The organism is Paenibacillus sp. GM1FR, assembly GCF_002803315.1.
Lineage (GTDB): Bacteria > Bacillota > Bacilli > Paenibacillales > Paenibacillaceae > Paenibacillus > Paenibacillus amylolyticus.
On the sequence record NZ_MKZL01000014.1, the window covers coordinates 15,963 to 36,575 of the forward strand.

15 protein-coding genes are annotated in these 20,613 nt (G+C 48.5%); 11 read left to right on the plus strand and 4 right to left on the minus strand.

The window, feature by feature from the left end:
• Positions 1-209 precede the first annotated feature (209 nt).
• Together PAEAM_RS12830 and PAEAM_RS12835 are read left to right on the plus strand one after the other, a co-directional pair.
• Positions 210-1,439 carry an anhydro-N-acetylmuramic acid kinase gene (locus PAEAM_RS12830; RefSeq protein WP_100527787.1) on the plus strand — a complete coding sequence of 410 codons (1,230 nt, stop codon included), beginning with the start codon at positions 210-212 and terminating at the stop codon, positions 1,437-1,439.
• 125 nt (positions 1,440-1,564) lie between these two features.
• On the plus strand, positions 1,565-2,404 hold the full coding sequence (locus PAEAM_RS12835; protein WP_036616797.1) for a MurR/RpiR family transcriptional regulator: 840 nt from the start codon (positions 1,565-1,567) through the stop codon (positions 2,402-2,404).
• A 149-nt stretch (positions 2,405-2,553) separates the two neighbouring features.
• On the opposite strand, the gene murQ is transcribed toward PAEAM_RS12835, so the two are convergent.
• A complete protein-coding gene (murQ, locus tag PAEAM_RS12840) occupies positions 2,554-3,459 on the minus strand; it encodes an N-acetylmuramic acid 6-phosphate etherase (protein WP_100527788.1) in 906 nt (301 codons plus the stop codon).
• Positions 3,460-3,481: 22 nt separating this feature from the next.
• The gene (locus PAEAM_RS12845; protein ID WP_243391344.1) at positions 3,482-4,438 is read right to left on the minus strand and encodes an N-acetylglucosamine kinase; all 957 of its coding nucleotides are present in this window, start codon (positions 4,436-4,438) and stop codon (positions 3,482-3,484) included.
• A 362-nt stretch (positions 4,439-4,800) separates the two neighbouring features.
• Here PAEAM_RS12845 and PAEAM_RS12850 point away from each other — a divergent pair, with 362 nt between their 5' ends.
• The 7 genes from PAEAM_RS12850 (at position 4,801) to nagZ (ending at position 12,888) form a co-directional block, all read left to right on the plus strand.
• Positions 4,801-6,153 (plus strand): ABC transporter substrate-binding protein, encoded by a 1,353-nt coding sequence (locus PAEAM_RS12850; RefSeq protein ID WP_100527790.1) that lies wholly within the window; start codon positions 4,801-4,803, stop codon positions 6,151-6,153.
• A 55-nt stretch (positions 6,154-6,208) separates the two neighbouring features.
• Positions 6,209-7,132, plus strand: coding sequence for a carbohydrate ABC transporter permease (locus tag PAEAM_RS12855; RefSeq protein WP_036616502.1), 924 nt, complete (start codon positions 6,209-6,211; stop codon positions 7,130-7,132).
• 64 nt (positions 7,133-7,196) lie between these two features.
• The gene (locus tag PAEAM_RS12860) at positions 7,197-8,030 is read left to right on the plus strand and encodes a carbohydrate ABC transporter permease (RefSeq protein ID WP_017691096.1); all 834 of its coding nucleotides are present in this window, start codon (positions 7,197-7,199) and stop codon (positions 8,028-8,030) included.
• A gap of 43 nt (positions 8,031-8,073) precedes the next feature.
• Positions 8,074-9,183, plus strand: a complete 1,110-nt coding sequence (locus PAEAM_RS12865; RefSeq protein ID WP_100527791.1) for an ABC transporter ATP-binding protein — start codon at positions 8,074-8,076, stop codon at positions 9,181-9,183.
• A 6-nt stretch (positions 9,184-9,189) separates the two neighbouring features.
• Positions 9,190-9,942 (plus strand): hypothetical protein, encoded by a 753-nt coding sequence (locus PAEAM_RS12870; protein ID WP_243391340.1) that lies wholly within the window; start codon positions 9,190-9,192, stop codon positions 9,940-9,942.
• The gene (locus PAEAM_RS12875) at positions 9,942-11,138 is read left to right on the plus strand and encodes an exo-beta-N-acetylmuramidase NamZ family protein (protein ID WP_100527792.1); all 1,197 of its coding nucleotides are present in this window, start codon (positions 9,942-9,944) and stop codon (positions 11,136-11,138) included. The genes PAEAM_RS12870 and PAEAM_RS12875 overlap by 1 nt, the downstream gene beginning before the upstream one ends.
• A gap of 31 nt (positions 11,139-11,169) precedes the next feature.
• The gene (gene nagZ / locus PAEAM_RS12880) at positions 11,170-12,888 is read left to right on the plus strand and encodes a beta-N-acetylhexosaminidase (protein WP_100527793.1); all 1,719 of its coding nucleotides are present in this window, start codon (positions 11,170-11,172) and stop codon (positions 12,886-12,888) included.
• Between the two features lie 168 nt (positions 12,889-13,056).
• Here the strand turns inward: nagZ and PAEAM_RS12885 are convergent, their stop codons facing one another.
• On the minus strand, positions 13,057-14,457 hold the full coding sequence (locus tag PAEAM_RS12885; protein ID WP_047840432.1) for a serine hydrolase domain-containing protein: 1,401 nt from the start codon (positions 14,455-14,457) through the stop codon (positions 13,057-13,059).
• Positions 14,458-14,724: 267 nt separating this feature from the next.
• Between PAEAM_RS12885 and PAEAM_RS12890 the strand changes: the two genes are divergently transcribed.
• Both PAEAM_RS12890 and PAEAM_RS12895 read left to right on the plus strand, forming a co-directional pair.
• On the plus strand, positions 14,725-16,698 hold the full coding sequence (locus PAEAM_RS12890) for a methyl-accepting chemotaxis protein (RefSeq protein WP_165789908.1): 1,974 nt from the start codon (positions 14,725-14,727) through the stop codon (positions 16,696-16,698).
• Between the two features lie 272 nt (positions 16,699-16,970).
• Positions 16,971-18,167: a DUF2087 domain-containing protein gene (locus PAEAM_RS12895; protein WP_100527795.1), complete on the plus strand. Its 1,197-nt coding sequence runs from the start codon at positions 16,971-16,973 to the stop codon at positions 18,165-18,167.
• 196 nt (positions 18,168-18,363) lie between these two features.
• On the opposite strand, the gene PAEAM_RS12900 is transcribed toward PAEAM_RS12895, so the two are convergent.
• A complete protein-coding gene (locus tag PAEAM_RS12900; RefSeq protein WP_076329889.1) occupies positions 18,364-20,364 on the minus strand; it encodes a methyl-accepting chemotaxis protein in 2,001 nt (666 codons plus the stop codon).
• Positions 20,365-20,613: the final 249 nt, after the last annotated feature.

Below are 20,613 nucleotides of genomic sequence, written 5' to 3' on the forward strand. Positions count from 1 at the left end.
TAAAAATGTTTCTCTTCTGATATCTAATTATCAATTGATGGATGAAAACATGATGTGTGATCTCAAATGGGATGAATATTTCTCTTTATATTTTTAATGATGTAATTAAATTTCATATAATGTTTGACTTGTGAAATTTAATATCATATACTGGGTGAAATTATGGCAGGATGACGTGTTCATCGGGTCTTGCAGGAGGTTGGAAGTGGATGGATACAGGCAGCTATCCGATGTGGGAGAAGTATCGTTTGAAGCAGGAGCATCTGGTCATCGGACTAATGTCAGGAACGTCACTTGATGGAACTGACGCGGCACTGGTGCGTATTCAAACCGATATGAGCGGGGTATTACAGCAGATAGAGCTGGTTGATTTCGTCTGTGTGCCGTATTCGAATGGATTGAGAGACGTACTGATCCGGTTATGTTCACCGGGGACGGCGCGTGTCGACGAGCTGACAGCCGCGCACTTTGGTGTATCGGAGTGGTATGCGCATAGCGTTACGGAACTGATGCAGTCTGCCGGTATTTCAACACAGCAGGTGGATGTGATTAGCATGCATGGACAGACGGTATGGCATGCTCCTGTAGCATCTGCATTTCCAGGGCCAACGGGAGCAAGTATTGATGTGGTATCGACATTGCAGATCGGTGAATGTGCTGTCGTTCGAGAACGGACAGGACTGCCAGTGATTGGCAACCTGCGGGCAAGGGATATGGCGGCTGGTGGGGAAGGTGCCCCGCTTACGCCTTATGCGGATGCTCTGATGTTCCGCAGCCCGACGGAAGGACGGCTGGTGCAGAATATCGGCGGCATTGGCAATGTCACGGTGCTTCCCTCCGAGTCATCTACCGAAGGTATTTCGGCTTTTGATACAGGACCGGGTAATATGGTGATGGACGCCATTGTGCGGCAGGCAACGGATGGGCGGCAGCATTATGATCCGAATGGAAGTATTGCCGCACAGGGGAAGGTCGATCAGGGTCTGGTAGACCTGTGTTTGGAGGATGAGTACTTCAAAAGGCTTCCGCCGAAAAGTACCGGGCGAGAAGTATATGGAGCCGCGTATGCAGTGAGACTGATGGAGATGGCCGCAACGCGTTCCTTATCCCTTGAAGATACGCTGGCTACTGCCACCTGTCTGACCGCGGAGACCATCGTGCGTGCAGTGAAGGATTTTATCCTGCCCAAGGTGCAAATATCGGCCATGCTCGCGTGCGGTGGTGGCACTTCCAATGCCACGTTAATGGAGATGATCCGTCAGAGACTACCGAAGGATATCCGTTTGGAGCGAACGGCAGATTATGGTATACCCGATGATGCTCGGGAAGCCATTGGATTTGCTTTACTTGGCCATGAGGCACTTATGGGAAGAACCAATACACTTCCGGCAGTAACCGGCGCGAAACACGCCGTAATCTCGGGCAATCTCACACTTTAGTGAGACCTGAATTTAATATGAGTTCAGTTATGGAAGGGCGAGGAATTCGATTAGACGCGAGTGGAATTATAAGATAAAATGCTTGTACATGAATGCAGTACGGAAAGGAGGAGCGAATGGAAGGCATGAAAGGTGGACTTGTACGTTTACGCGCATTAATGGATGACTTGACCCCGTCCGAACGGAAGATCGGAGCTTATATTCTCGATCACCCGCAAGAAACTGTTCAATCCTCGGTGGCCCAGTTGTCTGAACGGAGTGGAGGCAGCCCAGCTGCCATTATCCGTCTCTGCAAATCACTAGGTGTAACGGGTTTTCAGGAGCTGAAGCTGAAGATTGCCGGAGATTTGCAGACGAGTGAGCCATATCAATATACGGAGATTCGTCCCCAGGACTCCATGGAGAGCATTATTCAGCATGTGTCCGCAAACAATATTCAGTCGGTGAAGGATACGGTTCATATTCTGGACCCACGTCTGGTGGAAAAAGCTGTGGACGTGCTTCATCAGGCAAACCGGATCTTTTTCTATGGAGTAGGGGCCTCCAACCTGATTGCGCTGGATGCACATTACAAGTTCATGCGAATCAATCGCACAAGCTTTTCGTTCGCCGATCCGCATATGCAGATTTCGTCCGCAACGACGCTTCGTGAGGATGATGCGGTGGTATGTATCTCGTATTCAGGGGAGACGTCGAACGTAATCTCCTGTCTCAAGCATGCTCACGATGGCGGTGCAGCGACAATCAGCATTACCAAGTGGGGCAGCAATACACTCAGTAGTATGGCAGATGTACCCCTGATGATTACTTCCACCGAAAGTGATATTCGAAGCGGAGCAACTTCGTCACGGATTGCACAGCTGAACGTGATCGACATTTTGTATCTAGCGATTGCCAGTCGGGATTATAACCAGTCGGTGGAATATTTGGAGAAGAGCCGACAGGCTATTCTGGAGCACAAGTGAAGTAGAACCATATGAATCCCTTTCTGTTTATGCAGGAGGGGATTTTTTGACGGATTATATCCGCTTTTAGAATAAAAAAATAAAAAAAAGAGCCCAGACTAATGTTGGGCTCCTCTCTTACCACCTCTAATAATACCCCTTGATACGGCTCAGGAAGGCCCCGCAATGGCGCTGCGGACAAATCCGTCAGCCAGATCAAGCCTGTGCTGGGCTTCCGTTGCGTCCACACCTGCCATCAGCATGACGATTGCCGTTTTTACATGACCGTCTGCACCGGTAAAAGCCTCTTCAATATCCGCTTCATTCGCTCCGGTTGCCAGATGGATCATGCGTTTGGCCCGATGAACAAGCTTCTCGTTCGAAGGGTTCAGATCAACCATGAAATTACGGTAAACCTTGCCCAGACGAATCATGGCGGTAGTGGTGAGCATATTCAGAATCATTTTCTGGGCGCTGCCTGCCTTCATACGTGTTGAACCCATGACAACCTCTGGGCCGACAACAGCCTCAATGCTCACATCAGCCAACAGGGTCATCGGCGTGCCTGCATTATTGCTCAAGCTGATCACCGTAGCCCCGATCTCCTTGGCATGTCTCATCGCACCCAGCACATACGGCGTTCGTCCACTGGCTGCAATGCCAACCACAACATCGTTTTTGTCTAAGCCATGTTCATCAAGGTCCGCAGCTCCCAACTCCTCACTATCTTCAGCACCTTCAACCGGGTCCTTCACTGCCCGGAATCCCCCTGCAATAATACCCTGCACCATGGATGGTGGGGTTCCGTAGGTAGGCGGGCATTCCGAAGCGTCAAGTATTCCTAATCGTCCACTGGTACCTGCGCCTACATAAAAAAGCCTGCCGCCAGACTGAAACGCCTCCAAGATCCGATCCGCAGCTTGAGCAATGACCGGAATGAGGGGCTGAATGAGCTCCGCAATCCGTTGATCTTCCTTATTAATGAGCTCCATAATTTCTGCCGAAGGCAATTCATCTATATGATCCGTTAGTGGATTGGGTTGTTCTGTTAGTAGTGAATTCAGCATGTGATTCATCCGTATGGCCTCCTTCTCTCTTTTAAAATGATTCATTCAGGGAACGGCGTTTTCTTGCCAGTTGTGCTGCGCCAACCGCTGGAGCGGGGGCATCTTCACGATATACAAAGTCCAACTCTCCATAATATCCTGATAACTTCTGGATAAATGTATTTCGGAAAAGTGTAGCGTATCGAAACATTGATCCGGACAGGACAACCGGAGTGGATGCAAATTGGGGATGACGGGCAATCAGTGCCTTGGCGGTATCCGCCAATTGTGAGGCTTCGTCAATGATCAGTGCGCGGGCAGCCTCATCTCCGAGTTCAGCAGCTTCTATAGCTAGGCGTGCGATGGATGCGGTCTCGGTTTTGCCCCAATCCGTCTGATACACTCGCGTCTTTAACTCCGATATATCCCGAAGGTTCAGATTCTTTAGAAGAAGCGGGGTTAAACAGGTTGGAGGAAGAACACCGTCATAACTCTGCATAACCACTTGGAGTGCACGCTGCCCAATACGATAGCCACTCCCCTCATCTCCGAGCAGATGACCCCAGCCTCCTGCACGGTATCGCTCGCCTTCCCGCGTAAAGCCGTACACGATGGAACCTGTTCCAGAGATACACAATACACCGTGCGTATGTCCGAGAGAGGCCATCAGAGCAATCTCTCCTTCGGATATAACCCAGACTGGACAACCTTCTGATGCCTGTTGATTACGACTCTTCATGTAGTTATTTACTGCTTCGGCTATAAGTTGCCGTTCTTGGATCGTATCTACACCTGACATACCAAGGCATATACCCTCACAATTTGTCGATAAATCACTTATTAGATTAAATAGCTGTTCCAGCACTCGTTGCAGTTCGAAAATGGCCTGTTCAGTTGTAACGCTGTGAGGATTCGTGGGACCGCCGCTGAGTCGGGCGAGAATTTCACCAGATTCAGAAATGATTGCTGCATCAGTATTGGTACCGCCTCCATCTACGCCTACATACACTCGCAAAGTGGCTCACCTCGCTTGCTTGGGTTTTCTTTTTACATAGTATAGTTGCATGAAAAGAAAAAGTAAAATTAAATTTTATAATAAAAAATAATGTTGAATTTTTATTTTACAACTCATATAATGAATTCAATCTACAATTTTGGAAGGAATTAATACTGTTAATGTCAATTAAGTTGACGTTAATATTGCATTTAAGAGATTTAGCCTGCGACTGGCAGGCCCAATCTACAGGGGAGGTGCTTTTCCTTACTGCCGCGTGTATAGGTGGATGGCGTTTGAAGGCCGAATGATCACAAAGGGGTAGCATGGTTAGGCAATGAAAGAATCGGATGATGACATGCAAAGGAGATGAAGGGATGAAAAAGAAGGGTCTGGTATGGGCAATGTTGTTGATGATGGTCTGGGTTACAGCCTGTGGGAATAGCGGAGGTGCTGCTTCGGATGACCCGAATGCCGATGATACGGTAACGGTATGGACCTATCCTGTACATGGCACATATGAAGATGAACTGAAGGATCTAATCTCTGATTTCAATAAAGAACACCCGAACATTACCGTGAAGACGGAAATGCTTTCCTGGGCGGAAGGGCCCAAAAAATTCGATGTCGCTCTGAACGCAGGTAACCCGCCGGATCTTTACTTTCATAGCGTAGACGGCACATATGTGAATACGGGATTGGCACTTGAGCTGGACAGCTACCTGACACCTGAGATCAAGGACGACTACCTGCCAGGTACGCTTGATTTAGGCCAGATTCAGGGGAAACAGTACGGACTACCGTTGTATCAATTCCAATGGGCATGGGGTAGTAACAAACGCATTTTGGAGGAAGCGGGCATTGATTGGAAGTCCATTCAACAAAATGGCTGGACCTGGTCCGAATTCAACGATGCTGCTGCCAAGCTGACCAAAACGCTGGATGGCGGGGCCAAGCAATATGCACTGGTTACCGACGGAACCTCGCTTGACTTCATTGAAATGCTGTCTCGTAACAACGGGATGATCGATGTTCTTGATAAAGACGGCACGTTCCAATGGAATGATGGGCGCATTCTGGATACCCTCTCTTTTATCAAAAACCTGATGGATCAAGGGTATATGCCGAAGGAAACGGCGGCTCTTGCTCCAGCAAAACGGACGGATATGTTCTACGCGGGGGAAACGGCGATCATCTCCAAAGCGATTCCTTATTATGATGTGATGATTCAGAACCGCAATAAGGACATCGATGATGGCAAGGTGCAGGGAGAGAAGATTGATTTTGTCCTGTTGCCTGTACCGCATAATGATGATCAACCTGCGGCCACAACGATGGGTGGCGAAGGGTACGTAGCCTTCAAACAGAAAAAGGACAAGGGCGAACAGCATGCCAAAAATACGTTCCTGGTGATGGAGGCGCTTAGTGGTGCCAAAGCAGGGAACTCGGCCAATGAACTGGCGCTTCCATTCGTAAGACAGTCCCAGGTGGATCTGTTTAAAGGAAAAGAGCTTGGTCAACCGGATAATCTGGCTGCTGCAAAAGTCATGGCAGAGAATATCGCGATGCCGGTTGTACTGGAACTGGATATCGACAAAGCATCTCAGCAAAAACAATTCAAGGAACAGGTTGTGAAGCCTAATATTCAGGCGCTGTTCTCGGGTGAAAAATCACCGGAGCAGATCGCAGAAGACTTCAAGAGCAAAGGCCAGCAGATGTTTGGACAATAACTCGGACAATCAAACATAACGTAAAACCACACTGATTAGGAGAGGAGGATTCGCCATGCAGACCGCCCTTGCGCCAAAATCGTCAGTGCCCCGGACTTCCCGGGTTGCCCGGTTTTGGCGAGACTACGGGTGGGCGTATTTGTTTATTTTGGCGCCTGTCCTGCTGTTTCTCATTTTCACACTGTATCCCGTTCTGACGGCTCTTGTGATGAGCTTCCAGAAATACAATATTATGAACTCGACGTGGGTTGGATTGGATAACTACGAGCGGTTGGTGAAAGATGAGACGTTCTGGAAGTCGATTAAAAATACGGTGATCTTCACCGTAGGCACAGTCCCCGTCAATATTCTCATTACATTTGTACTGTCCTATTTCATCTATCAGATGAAAAGCAAATGGCAGACATTTTTCAAAGCTACCATGTATCTGCCTGCGGTAGCCTCCGGGGTGACCATCTCCATTGTATGGCTGGCGATCTTTGACCCGACGGATTCGGGACTGCTCAACCGTTTCCTCGGTCTGTTCGGCCTTGACCCGGTAATCTGGCTGGGCCAGTCGGGAACGGCACTTTTTTCCCTCATTCTGATGAACTGGCTTGGATCGCACGGAGCGGGCATTATTCTGTATCTTGCAGCCATGGGCGGTATTCCGAAATCGCTGTACGAAGCGGCGGATATTGATCATGCCAGCGGCTGGACCCAGTTCAGCAAGATTACATGGCCGCTGCTCAAACCAACGACGCTGTATCTGCTCGTCACGGGTGTGATCACGTCTTTCCAGGTGTTCATCTCGGTATATCTGATGACACAGGGTGGACCAAACTTTGCGACAACAACAATCGCTTATCTGATCTATGAAACGGCATTTAAATTCTATGAGTTCGGATTGGCTTCGGCTCAGTCGTTTGTACTGGCGATTATCATCATTGTCATCTCCGTCATACAGTTCAAATATTTCTCCAGCGATATTGAGTATTAGAGGTAGTTCAAAACACGGACTATTAGAGCACGTTGCATTAAGCATCCGGGGGTGAATGAAATCCATGAAATCAACACAGAAAAAGATTCTGCTCGTTGTTGCATCCATTCTGCTGGTAGTCTGGGCGCTGGTGACGGTCATTCCGATGTATTGGATGCTCGTTGGTTCGGTGCAGGATAGCGCGATGTCGGCTTCGTTTAAACCACAGATGATTCCGGAGCAGTTGTCGTTATCACCATATGAGCGCTTTTTTGCCAAAACTGATGCCTGGCGCTGGTTATACAACTCGCTGCTCATCTCGATCATTCTGACCGTAACAAATGTATTCTTCGCCTCCCTGGCGGGATATGCGTTCGCCAAACTGAAGTTTCCGGGTAGTCAGGCGGTATTCTGGACGTTGCTTGGGACAATGATGATCCCGGCGCAGGTGACACTAATTCCTTTGTACATTCTGATGGTCAACGTGTTTGATCTAGGGGATACGTATACGGCCATTATTCTACCTGCTGCCGTTAGTGTGGGCAACATTTTCTTGATGAAACAGTTCATGTCTACGCTGCCCACATCGCTGATACATGCAGCACGTATCGATGCATGTAGTGAGTTCGGCATCTTCTGGAAAGTCATTCTGCCGATGGCAAAGCCGGGAATCGCGGTGCTGGCGATATTCACGTTTGTGGCTTCGTGGAACGAATTCTTCTGGCCGTTCCTCATTACCAATTCCAACGAGATGCGTACCATTCAGGTGGGGCTGGCTTCATTCGTATTTGCCGAATCAACGGACTTCGGCGCAATGATGGCAGGGGCAACAATAGGTGCGCTGCCCATGATTATTTTGTTCTTCTCACTGCAACGTTATTTCCTACAAGGCATTACGATCGGTGCAGTAAAAGGTTAACTGTTAGTTCAGGACAAGCGACAACGTAAAGGGGGATTTACCTATGGCACGCGTGGAGTTTCGCCAAGTGCGCAAAGAATTCAAAGACGATCATAAAGGAACGTTCACGGCTGTGGCCGGCTCGGACTTTGTTATAGAAGATAAGGAATTCGTAGTGTTTGTGGGTCCTTCGGGCTGTGGCAAGACAACGTCACTGCGGATGATTGCCGGACTTGAAAAGCAAACAAGCGGTGATATTGTGATCGGTGACCGGCTTGTTAACGATCTGCATCCGAAGGATCGCGATATCGCGATGGTGTTTCAGGATTATGCACTCTATCCGCATATGACCATCCGTGAGAATCTTTCCTTTGGCCTGAAAAACCTGAAAAAGCCAAAGTCCTACATTGATGAACAGGTGCAGAATGCGGCCTCCATTCTGGGACTGGAAGCTATGCTGGAGCGCAAACCACGCGAGCTGTCTGGTGGTCAGCGCCAGCGTGTTGCGGTGGGACGGGCGATCGTCCGTGATCCGCAGGTGTTTTTATTCGACGAACCACTGTCCAATCTGGATGCCAAGTTGCGGGTACAGATGCGAGTGGAGTTGGGTGAGCTGCATAAACGTCTCGGTGCCACGATTGTGTACGTGACGCATGATCAGGTAGAAGCCATGACACTTGGGGAACGCATCGTGGTCATGAATCATGGAGATATTCAGCAGGTGGCTTCACCGAAAGAATTGTATGCGAGTCCGCGGAATATGTTTGTTGCCGGATTTATCGGTTCCCCGGCGATGAACTTCATTGATGCCCGGATTGAAGGCACGCAGGTTGTCGTGGACGGTGCATCATTCACCTTGCCAGAAGATGTACTCGCTCGTCTTCAGAGTCATCAAGGCAAGCCGGTGATTATGGGTCTGCGTCCAGAGCATATTTTTGGTGATGATGTCGCTCCGAATATCCCAACAGACCATATGCTGCAGGCACGAGTTCAGGTTGTAGAACATCTGGGCTCCGAGAATTTGGTATATTTCCATTCCGGTGCCCGTACTGTTACGGCCAAGGTCCACCTGGAAACCCATGCTTATGTAGGTATGGACAAAAATTTTGTGCTGGACCTACGTAAGGCGCACTTTTTTGATCCAGAGACGGAGCTTGCGATTGGACGGGAGTAAGAGACGATGCCTGGTGAAGAAGGAACGGTGAGAAAGGGGAGAATAAAAATGCGTAAGCTGAGTGAAGTATTGATCAAGTCGGGTGCGGAAATCTATCGGGATATTATTTCGGTGGCCTTGTACAGTGTCGTTAGCTCCATCGTTTTGATTCCCATTCTGATGTTTGCTCCGCTGCCAATCGCGGTGCTGCTTCTGGCCCTGATATATATGCCCATCCTGTTCGGGGTCTGTTATGCCATGCACCACAGGCTGGAGCGTAAGGAACGGCGCAATGGGCTTAAGGATATCTGGATCGGAACGTTGAAGGGAATAATCCCTGGAGTGTCGGTGGGTATGCTTTTCGCGGTGCTTGGCTTCATTCTATGGTCTACCTGGTGGTATTACGGTGGACAGGGTGGAATTACAGGTACAGCGGTGGGTGCATTCCAGACGTTCTTTGTTCTCATGGCGCTGATGTCACAGTTCTATACCTGGCAGCTTGTTTTACAAAAAAACATGGGCATCGTTCAGGCGATGGGGGAAAGTGTAAAGCTGTTCTTCCGTCACCCGGGGTACACGATGGGCGCTTGTTTTCAGGCCATGTGCCTGACGGCTCTGCTGATGCTGACTGTCGTTGGTTTCGGAGCGCTGTTTGGAGGTATGTTTGCCATTTATCAACATAAGGTTGCTCTTAATGTGCTGGAGCCTGAAGAAGAGCCTGTCGTAACAGGCGGTAATGATCACCAGCATACAGGCTGGGTCAGCCAGGGGAATGTGTGATGGGTCAGTTGAATGGGACCGAGCAGATCCCGGCTGTAAAAACGGGAGTTGATCTTCTGTCCAGAGGGTTATCGCATCCATGGATAACGGGTAACCGAATCGGTCTAATTACAAACCCGACTGGTATTACAGCGGATTTTGTATCGACAATAGATGTGTGCGCTGGACTGGCTAATACCGAGCTTACAGCGCTCTATGCCTGTGAGCACGGACTGTATGGAGAGCTTCAGGCGGGTGTCAGATTCGGAGACATGCTTCATCCACATCTGGACATTCCGGTGTTCAGCCTGTATGGAGATTACAAGAAACCTACGCCTGCAATGCTGGCTGGAGTGGATACGGTGCTGTTCGACATTCAGGATGTGGGTATCCGTTATTACACATATGCCTCAACCTTGTTCCATATGATGGATGCCTGTGCTGAAGCAGGCAAACGTATGCTGATTCTGGACCGTCCCAATCCGCTGGGTGGAAACGAAGTGGAAGGAGGTGTGCTGAACGCGGGGTATGAATCACTCGTTGGCGCTTGGCGTATACCTGTACGTACCGGATTAACGATAGGTGAACTCGCCCTGATGGTCAACAGCGAGATGGATGTACCTTGCAAATTGGACGTGGTTGCCATGGAAGGATGGCAGCGCTCCATGGAGTTTGCGGATTGTGGGCTTCCCTGGATATTACCCTCTCCCAATATGCCCACGCTGGACAGTGTGCGCGTATATGCGGGTACGTGCCTGTTCGAAGGCACTAATGTATCGGAGGGCAGGGGCACGACCCGCCCATTCGAGTGGATTGGAGCCCCCTGGATTGAGGGTGAGCGTTTGGCGGAACGATTTCGGGAATACAAGCTGGAAGGTGTACATGTGCATCCAGTGTACATGTCCCCAACATTCTCCAAACACGCAGGTGAGCTGTGTGGTGGCGTAAGGATTTTTGTAACGGACAGTAGGAAATTCCGGGCGGTAGAGACAGGGTTGGTGCTTTTGCATGAACTGGTGTCACTCTATCCGGAGCAATTCTGCTGGCTGAAGCCACCAGAGCCGGGTTCAAGGTACTTTATCGACCTGCTGGCAGGGGGGAAGGAAGTCAGGGAAACGATTCATGACCGCGCGGAATTCGTTCGTTTAATGGATGCGTGGAATGTACAGGCAGCGGAATGGAAGGAGCGGCGAAAGCCGTTTTTGTTATATGAATGAACGGATGTTTGTTATCGGAGGGAGGTAAGAAATGAGTGGGCCAAAAGAGTTATACCAGTCGAAGCTGAAACAGATGTCCTTGCGTGAGAAAATCGGGCAAATGCTGCTATGTGGCTTTCATGGCACCGAAGCTGCTGGCGATGTGGAACCCTTTCTCCGAAAGTATCCCATCGGTGGCGTAATCTATTTTGCACGCAACGTTGAGTCGCCAGAGCAGGTAGAGCGGTTATCGTCAGGGCTACAACAGATTGCCAAAAGCAGCGGTAATGTGCCGCTCTGGATATCCATTGATCAGGAGGGCGGCATGGTTGCACGAATTACCGAAGGAATCGCCTTGATGCCTGGACCAATGGCCATTGCAGCTGCCGGTTCCATTGACGATGCATATCAGGCGGCATATATCAGTGGGTTGGAGCTGAAGTCCATGGGCATTAACATGAACTTTGCTCCGGTATTGGATGTTAACAATAACGCGGCCAATCCGGTCATCGGTGTACGATCATTTGGCGAATCTCCACAATCGGTTGCAGAATATGGGGCCAGAACCATTGCGGGAATACAGGACGCTGGGATTGCAGCGACAGCCAAGCATTTCCCGGGGCATGGGGATACGGATACCGATTCCCATCTGGATCTCCCGATCATCACTCATGATCGGGAACGGGTAGAGCGCCTGGAGTTGATTCCATTCCGAGCGGCTATAGCCGAAGGTGTCGATGCCATGATGTCGGCGCATATTTATTTCCCTGCACTGGAGCCAGAGCGTCTGCCCGTAACGCTATCGCAAACCGTATTAAGCGGTCTGCTTCGCCAGGAACTGGGTTATGAGGGCATGATCGTGACAGATTGCATGGAGATGGATGCCATTGCCGTGAACTATGGCACTGTCGATGCAGCCGTAATGGCGGTAGAGGCCGGGGCAGATCTGGTGTTAATTAGCCATACGGCTAAGCTTCAGGCAGAGGCATTTGATGCTTTGTTAGCTGCTGTGAGGAGCGGGCGGATTAGCGAGAGACGTATTGATGAGTCGGTGAATCGCTTGCTGATGTACAAGGCGAAACGTGGTTTGTTAGAGAGTGAAACGGGTGGCGCAGGTGATGATGAAGTGTATGGTGTAGTATCGAATGCATCATTGCCAAAGGCATCAAACGCTCCTGCTCTATCCAGTGGGTCGGAGCGCAACAGTTCATTACACCAAGAGGTTGCTCGCCGTATTAGCGAGAACAGTATCACACTGGTGCGCGATCAGCTGAATATGCTGCCTTTGAGGCCGGAACGCACGCTGGTCATAACGGTTGCCACGTCCGTAACGACAATTGCAGACGAACAGCTGACTCAGACGTTCACCTTGGGCTCAGCCTTATCCATGTATGGTCTGGATGTTGTCGATCTGACGGTCACGCCCGAGGAGGTTGCCATTCGTTCCGCCCGTCTGCTTCAGGCAGCGGAAGCAGATGACATTCGGCAGATTGTGGTGGGAACCTACAATGCGGGAAGTCCCTCCGGCGATCCACAGTGCAGGCTGATTGGTTGGATACAGCAATTGGGCAAACCGCTGGCTGTTGTGGCATTGCGAAGCCCCTATGATCTGCTGGCGCTTACGGATGCCCAGGTCTATGTAGCGGCTTACGAGAGCCGGCCACTTGCCATGGATAGCGTCGCTCAGGCGCTGATGGGGCGCATTCCTTTTGCGGGGAAACTTCCTGTAACATTAAAGCAGACAGATGATGAAAGAGCGGATGTCTCCTAGGCAGTAATAAGAATATGAGTAAAACTACCTTTTGCAGGATGGAGAAGAGATGGATTGTGGGTTGAGCGAAACGGAAGTGTGAGTCGTTAAAATGAGAACATATACAACACAAAGAGACGATCCTTTAAAGGACCGTCTCTTTGCTCATTATAAGCTATTAATTATAGATTATTGCAATTGCAGGGCTTTGGCTGTCTGTGCCTCAACTTCATCCAAAAGTGAAGTCATGTCCATACCTGCGTGGTTGCCAAGCAGGATAATGGTGATATCATCGGACAGATTACGTGAAAAGGCTGTGGCAAACCCGCCACCACTACCGTTGTGGAAGACGGTACGGTTTGCGCCATTCTCTTTGAGAATCCAGGCGTAGCCATAGTTTTTATCAGAATAAGGCTCATACATCTGTTCAATCGTATCCTGGCTTAGAATCTTGTCCGTATACAGCGCACGATCCCATTTCAGCATATCGTCCACCGTGGAATAGATGGTTCCTGATCCGGATTGAGACACATAGTAAGGTGCAGTTACCCATGCGTTATCTTCTTGAACAAAACCACTAATCGTGTGCACTTTACGGGATGCCTCTCCCGAATTCTTCATACCAAGTGGTTTCAGTATCGTCTGCTGCACGTAATCGGCATAACTCATGCCAGATACCTGTTCAACGACGTATGCAAGTAAAACATACCCGCTGTTGCTGTACAGATAGGCACTTCCTGGTTCAAACTTCAGCGTTTTGTGGCGAATCTCCTCTACAGTCTCTTCCATAGAAGTTCCTTCACCCCGACCAAATGCAGATGGCAGACCTGAAGTCTGGGATAACAGCATATGCAGCGTGATCTGATCTCCCTTTGGTATACCAGAGATATACTTGGAGATTGGATCTTGCACATTAATCTTACCATCCTCCACGAGACTCAGAATGGACGCGGCCGTGAAGGATTTGCTCAGCGATGCGATTCGGGTCTTTTGATCCGGTCGATTCAGCGTCTGTTCATCGGCAAGTCCGTAGCCTTGCTTTAGAAGTACTTCACCATCGCGGGCGATCAGAGCCATACCTGGATAGTTGATCTCGCGCAGATACGTATCCACGCTGGCAACCTCGCTGTTCAGCAGGCTGACTTGATCAGTGACCATACTTACACTCATCTGCCCCGTGGCTGTACGTTGGACCTTGATGTCTGCTTTGATTGCATTAGCCATGGCCCGGACAGGTACCATCAACGTACCGTTAACGGTACGTGAATTCACACCTGTAGCTAGATCGACCTTGTTTACTTTAATGGAATTGCTGCCAGCCTGATGGATCAGCTTGTCTCTGCCAACGGTAATGGTAGCCGTCTTGGTGCGATTATCCCATTTCAACGTGCCTTTAACCGATGTGACCACATCCCGCAGTGGAACAAACGTTGAACCTTTGATGATAAGTGGTGCGTTCTTCCAGGATTGTTGCTCACCATTCACTTCAATGTGAACTGCTTGCGTCGCCTGCGCCACGGATGCCGTAATACCAGCTTGTCCCAGAATCGGGCCTGCACACAGGATGAGCGCTAACAGAATGCGGAACATGGATGAATATACAGTGGAAACATGTTGCCTTTCATTTGCCTTGCGTAAGATTTGAATCCTCTCCTTCCAATCGTTTCATGAATAGCCAGCTTATGAGCATTGTAAACGATCTCGCGTAGAGGGTCAAAACGATTAAGCGGATATAATCCATATCATCTGATCAGATCATTTAAATTAAATTTGTACTAATTTAGTATCTATACATAATATTTTTACAGCAATTGTCCGATAAAAGGATGGGTGAAGATTATGATGGGGGATAGTTTAATGAAGAAAAGGATTCGAAATTGGTTTACTTTAACCGTAAAAAAACGCCTGATTGCTGCATTGCTCCTGTTCCTGATAGTACCGAGCATTACCGTGGGATGGTTGTCTTATCAAAAAGCTGCTGACCAGGTTAAAATGGAGATTATTCGTTCCGCACAGGCCAAAACAGAAATGCTTAGTCTGCAGATAAATCAAATGCTGGATATGGAGAAGGATAACGCAGCGCAGATGGCTGCGGGTATTACTTCAAACGATATTATTAATAAATCCCCTGCACTGCAAAGGCAGATGGATCGGATGTCTCAGAATCATAAGGAACTGGGTGTACTCACCGCAGGTGCGGAAGATGGCAGCTGGATGAAATCTCCTGATCCCGGGGAACAGATCTATGATCCACGTGAACGTTCATGGTATACGATGGGCATGTCCCAGGACGAACCTGTAATCTCGGATACGTTCCAGTCGGTCACGACAGGTGAATGGGTTGTAACGGCAGCTGCCAAGCTGGCTGATGGCAAAGGGGTATTCGGGGCCAATGTCAGTCTCAATCATCTGAAAGAATCCGTTGATCAGATACGTATTGGTAAAGAAGGAAAACTGTACATGCTGGATAACGGGGGTAAATTCCTGTTCCACTACAATATTGAATCCGGTACACAGTCGGATGAAAGCTACATTAATGAGATGTATACGAAGGAAAGTGGAACGGTGAAGTATACATATGATGGTCACGAAGTGGAAGCTGTGTATTTCACCAATCCGGTGACAGGTTGGAAAATTGTTGGCGAGATGGTTCCTTCCGAAGCAAGTGAAGCCGTAATGCCTATTTTGATCCGTGCAATTACAATTGTGGCATCTGCATTGGTTATCGGGTTGATTCTGCTTATATTCATTATCCGCAGTATTCACCGGCCATTGCTGCAATTAACGCAGGCAGCATCCAAAGTAAGCGCCGGGGATCTCACCGTTCGGGTTGGTTTGCAGCGCAAGGATGAGTTCGGACAGCTTGGAGATAGCTTTGATACGATGACGACTTCCCTGCGTAGTGTGCTTGGAGAGGTGCATGATACGTCCAGCCAGTTGGCAGCATCTTCTGAAGAGCTAATGGCAAGTTCGGAACAGACATCCAAAGCCACAGAACAAGTGGCTGAACTGATGCAGGATGCAGCTGCGGGTACGACTTTGCAGAACAATAGTCTTGCTGCTACAGGTCAACTCGTGGGCGAAATGTCCATTGGAGTCAAAGAGATCTCATCAAGTGCTGAAGACACCGCTCGTATCGCTCTGGATGCATCCACGAAGTCGGAAGCGGGTATGGTTACAGTAGAAGAAGCGGTTACCCATATTCAGCAGGTGAATGATGAGAGCAAAGCCATGTCTGTGGTCATTGAGGATTTGCGCGCGAAAAATGAAGAGATTCTTGTGATCGTGGCCGAGATTACGGCCATTGCCAAGCAGACGAACATTCTCGCTTTGAATGCATCTATTGAAGCTTCAAGAGCTGGCGAGCAAGGGCGCGGATTCGCGGTCGTAGCCAACGAAGTGAAGACACTGGCTCACAGTTCAGGCGCTTCAGCCGAGCGGATTAATGAGCTTATGCATGAAATGCAGGAGAAAACCAATGCGGTGCAATCCACTTTTGCCCGTACGGGAGAAGGTATGGTGAAGAGTTCGCAGATGGTTACAGAAGCGGGCGAAGCGTTCAATAACATTCGTACTGCGGTTCAGTTGGTGGCTGCACAAGCTGGAGAAGTATCCGCGGCTTCCCGTCAGATTGATGGCGGCATGAGTCATATTAACAAGGCAGTAAGTGATACAATGGTTCTGTCGGACAGAATTGCCTCTGGAACGGAAGATGGATCAGCGGCGGCTCAAGAACAGTTGGCTACAATGGAAGAGGTTGCAGCTTCTTCGGCAGCATTGTCACGTATGGCTGAAGATCTGCAAAGCATGATTGAACGGTTTAAGTTGTAACAGAGATTGAAATGATAATGATTGAGGATAAATGCTTATGGAAGGTGCTGAATGCCCTTTCTGCGATGAGACTGCAGGGTTGCGACCCTGCGGTCTTTTTTCTGTTGAACAAGGGGCATCCGTTATGTCTTTAAACACAGCATTCTTTTCCGTTATATTGACATATAACAAACAAAACTATATTATATCTATAAATAAACAAACATAATTACAAAATATTTGATTAATATACGGTTGGAATGACCATAACAATGATAAAAAGGAGCTTTTACATGAAATCATCGGAATCCTGGTTGCAAACAGCTTCATTGGAAGAGATCAAGCGTGGTTATATGGAGGAGGGTTCCGCCTATATATGTGTCTGCTGCGGATACAGGACGGAATCGGGGATTATCTACCCTGAAGAAGGAGTGCTCTATGAGGCAGCCCGTTATATGCGAGTGCACATTGAGAAGGTTCATGGATCGGTATTTGAATATTTGCTGGAGCTGGATAAAAGCGTAACCGGATTGTCTGATGTCCAGCGGGGCTTGTTGTCACAATTCTATGAAGGCAAGAAGGATGCTGAAGTACAGAAGACCCTTGGCATCGGGAGTGCTTCCACGATCCGGAATCATCGGTTTGTATTAAAGGAGAAGGAACGGCAGGCCAAAATATTCCTGGCATTAATGGAGCTTCTCAAAAGTAAGGATACACAGGCCCCAGCCGAATGGGTGTCGCCGGTGACAAGGCATGAACATACGATCCATCCGAACTCATTTGATATTACAGAACAGGATCGGGAGAAGGTGCTAAACAAGTATTTTCCAGAGGGTACTGGCGGTCGGCTGACGACGTTTCATATGCAGCAAAAGCATAAATATATTGTGCTTATCGAAATTGCCAAACGATTCGAGACAGAGCGCAAATATTCCGAGAAACAGGTCAATGAGCTGCTGAAGGAAGTTCATGATGATTACGTGGAAATACGGAGGTATCTCGTCGACTATGGTTTGCTGGAACGTGAGCCAGACGGAAGTCAGTATTGGCTGGGAAGCCACACAGATCAACAGAGCGCCAAAGTTGGAAAACAGGAGCGCAAAGAAAAGGGGGAGCAGGAGAAGATGAATCGTCGCAAAGAATTGCAGGAACAGGCCAAAGAAGTTAAAACGGAAGCGGGCGTCTACCAGATTCGGAATGAACGTAACGGTAAAGTTTATATCGACAGCACACTGAACCTGAAAACTATTAACGGACAACGGTTTATGTTACAGATGGGTAGCCATCTGAATCGAAGATTGCAGGCTGAATGGAATGAATATGGAGAGACTGCGTTTGTGATCGAGGTGCTGGAGACATTGAAACAAGACGATAACCCGTATTACGATTCCAAAGATGCACTCGCCAAATGTCTGAATCGCTGGTTTGAACAGTTAGAGCCCTACGGAGATCAAGGGTACCACGGAGATAAAAAGCAATCTGCTGAATAGGAGAGGCATTTTCCTCTCTAAAATGCCTGACCTTTTATAACCCATAAGCCCCTTTGCCAATATGATGGCAAAGGGGCTTTGGGTGTTACAGACTACTTATTATTATATAAGTTGAACTAATCTTTTACACGATAACAGCGATTGGAAGGTTATTTTGTAATCGTAGTGTTAGTGTAAACAATCTTTAGTTCAACGATTACAGCTTGAATTGTTCCACCAGCTTCTGTAGCTTGTGAGCCAGATGGGCAAGGGAATCAGCAGAGGATGATATCTCCTGCATGGAAGCCACTTGCTCCTCCGTAGCAGCAGAGATGTTCTCCGTTCCATCGGCATTGGTTTCCGATATGGCGTGGATCTGATCAATGGATTGCACCACTTCGGCTGTACTTGCAGACATCTGTTGTGAGGCGGCTGCAATGTTCTCAAGCTGATGATTGACGACCCCAACAGCCTCACTAATCTGGGCAAAAGCTTCATCTGCAAACTGCACGGCACGAATGCCGTTGCTTACATCCTGTTGCCCGATCTGTACATTGTGATTGGCCATTGAAATCTCCTGTTGAATCGCTCCGACCATCTCTACAATCTTCTGGCCGGACAGGCTCGATTGTTCCGCCAGCTTGCGGACTTCGCTGGCAACCACGGAGAAGCCACGTCCATGCTCACCTGCACGTGCTGCTTCAATAGAAGCATTGAGAGCAAGCAAATTGGTCTGTGCAGCGATATCTGTAATGACAGATACCATCTCACCAATGGATGTGGAATGCTGTTCAAGTCGTCCAGCAGTATCTGCCATACCTTGCACAAAGCGACTGACGGAACTCATCTCGGATACGGCCGTCTGCATGGTTGCATTCCCTTTATCCGCGAGCTCACTTGCTTGCATGGCAGCTTCGGATACTTGCTGTGTGCTGTTCGTTACCTGTCCCACACCTCCAGCAAGTTCATTCATCTGCAGTGCCGTATGTTTCAGGTTGCTTGTTTGTTTCTCAAGTCCAGCTGCGGATTCTTCCGTGATTAGGGCGACTTGCTCTGTTGCTTTGGTTGTCTCCGATGAGTTGACTGCCAATTGTGTGGATGAGGCGGTTAACTCGTCAGCTGTATGTCGTACGTCCTGAATAACGGTTCGCAAGGATTCGCTCATCTTATTGAAGCTGGTGCTCAGCTTGCCGAATTCATCCTGTCCCAATACAGCAACCTCGATGGTCAGATTACCATTACTAATTTCGTCAGATGCCTTCACCAAGCGGTTCAGTGGTTTGGTGATTGATTGCACAATCCAGAAAATAATGATGGAGCTTACCGCAATTGCAATCGCTACAACAATAAGTGTGGTGTATAGGATTGGACGGACTGAAGCCGTCACTTCCCCACTGTCAATGACACCAACCACGGTCCAGCCCGTCGTTTCATTGGTGGAGAAAAAGGCGTGTTCCTGGTTTCCATTTAGTGTATAGGTCAGACTTCCGTTTTTCTGTGCAAAAATATCTTTATAGGGTGCCATGGTTCCTTCGGTCCCCGGTTTTTCGGTAGGATGTACAATGATTTTATTGGCATTATCAATGATATAGATATAACCCTTCTCGCCAATCTTCGTGGAGTTAACCGTCTTCGAGAGGGCTTCAAGCGACAGGCTGACAGAGACGACACCATGGCCATCCGCTGAGGTCTGAGCTACTGAAGCAACAACATTGCCGGTATTACTTGATAAGTAGGGGGTGATTACGGTAGGGACATCTTTGTTCTGCGTAGCAGCCTGATACCACGGGCGTTCGCGCGGGTCATATCCTTCTTTGTTCACCGCAGTTACAGGGGAGTTAATATACACGCCCTGATCGGTACCGATGGAGGCAAGTTCTACGTCATCATGCGTTTCCTTATAAGCGTCTAGCAAGGTACGGATGGTATCTGTTTCGTCACCCTGATTGGGTCCGACATTGCCTGCATCCAGCTGACTTGCCAGGAAATCAACATTTTTGCGTGTTGCACCAATGATCTGGTCAATGGTCTGGTTGAGCACAGTAACACTGCTGATCGCGTTCTCATACATTTTCTCTTCAACCTTGGCATCAGCTGTTTGGAACGAGATAATGCCCAGACTAATGGTTGGAATGAGCAATACAATGGCAAATGACAAAATCAGTTTCTCTCTCATCTGCATTGTTCTTTTGACCCCTTGTTTACGAATTTTTTTCATACACATTCCCCCTCTGTGTAACCCATCCTCATGTCTAGTGGACAAGCCCATCTGGTAAAAGATATTTCATTCCATCCTTTCCAGAAGTTTCTGGTGCTATCGTATGACAAATTTCGCGTTTATTCAACATAATTTATGAGTTTCGCGAAAATATTTTTTGATTTTGTAGGTATTTAGGATTACATCTGTTCTATAAAAAGTAATCTGTCTCTCCCTTAGTGCACATCTTGTGGTATATTTCTGAATTAA

What these genes read in the sequence shown, in the direction of transcription:
- PAEAM_RS12830 (WP_100527787.1), top strand. Translation starts at nt 210, where the DNA reads ATGGATACAGGCAGCTATCCGATGTGGGAGAAGTATCGTTTGAAGCAG.
- PAEAM_RS12835 (WP_036616797.1), top strand. Translation starts at nt 1,565, where the DNA reads ATGAAAGGTGGACTTGTACGTTTACGCGCATTAATGGATGACTTGACC.
- murQ (WP_100527788.1), bottom strand. Translation starts at nt 3,459, where the DNA reads ATGAATCACATGCTGAATTCACTACTAACAGAACAACCCAATCCACTA.
- PAEAM_RS12850 (WP_100527790.1), top strand. Translation starts at nt 4,801, where the DNA reads ATGAAAAAGAAGGGTCTGGTATGGGCAATGTTGTTGATGATGGTCTGG.
- PAEAM_RS12855 (WP_036616502.1), top strand. Translation starts at nt 6,209, where the DNA reads ATGCAGACCGCCCTTGCGCCAAAATCGTCAGTGCCCCGGACTTCCCGG.
- PAEAM_RS12860 (WP_017691096.1), top strand. Translation starts at nt 7,197, where the DNA reads ATGAAATCAACACAGAAAAAGATTCTGCTCGTTGTTGCATCCATTCTG.
- PAEAM_RS12865 (WP_100527791.1), top strand. Translation starts at nt 8,074, where the DNA reads ATGGCACGCGTGGAGTTTCGCCAAGTGCGCAAAGAATTCAAAGACGAT.
- PAEAM_RS12870 (WP_243391340.1), top strand. Translation starts at nt 9,190, where the DNA reads ATGCCTGGTGAAGAAGGAACGGTGAGAAAGGGGAGAATAAAAATGCGT.
- PAEAM_RS12875 (WP_100527792.1), top strand. Translation starts at nt 9,942, where the DNA reads ATGGGTCAGTTGAATGGGACCGAGCAGATCCCGGCTGTAAAAACGGGA.
- nagZ (WP_100527793.1), top strand. Translation starts at nt 11,170, where the DNA reads ATGAGTGGGCCAAAAGAGTTATACCAGTCGAAGCTGAAACAGATGTCC.
- PAEAM_RS12885 (WP_047840432.1), bottom strand. Translation starts at nt 14,457, where the DNA reads ATGTTCCGCATTCTGTTAGCGCTCATCCTGTGTGCAGGCCCGATTCTG.
- PAEAM_RS12890 (WP_165789908.1), top strand. Translation starts at nt 14,725, where the DNA reads ATGAAGAAAAGGATTCGAAATTGGTTTACTTTAACCGTAAAAAAACGC.
- PAEAM_RS12895 (WP_100527795.1), top strand. Translation starts at nt 16,971, where the DNA reads ATGAAATCATCGGAATCCTGGTTGCAAACAGCTTCATTGGAAGAGATC.
- PAEAM_RS12900 (WP_076329889.1), bottom strand. Translation starts at nt 20,364, where the DNA reads ATGAAAAAAATTCGTAAACAAGGGGTCAAAAGAACAATGCAGATGAGA.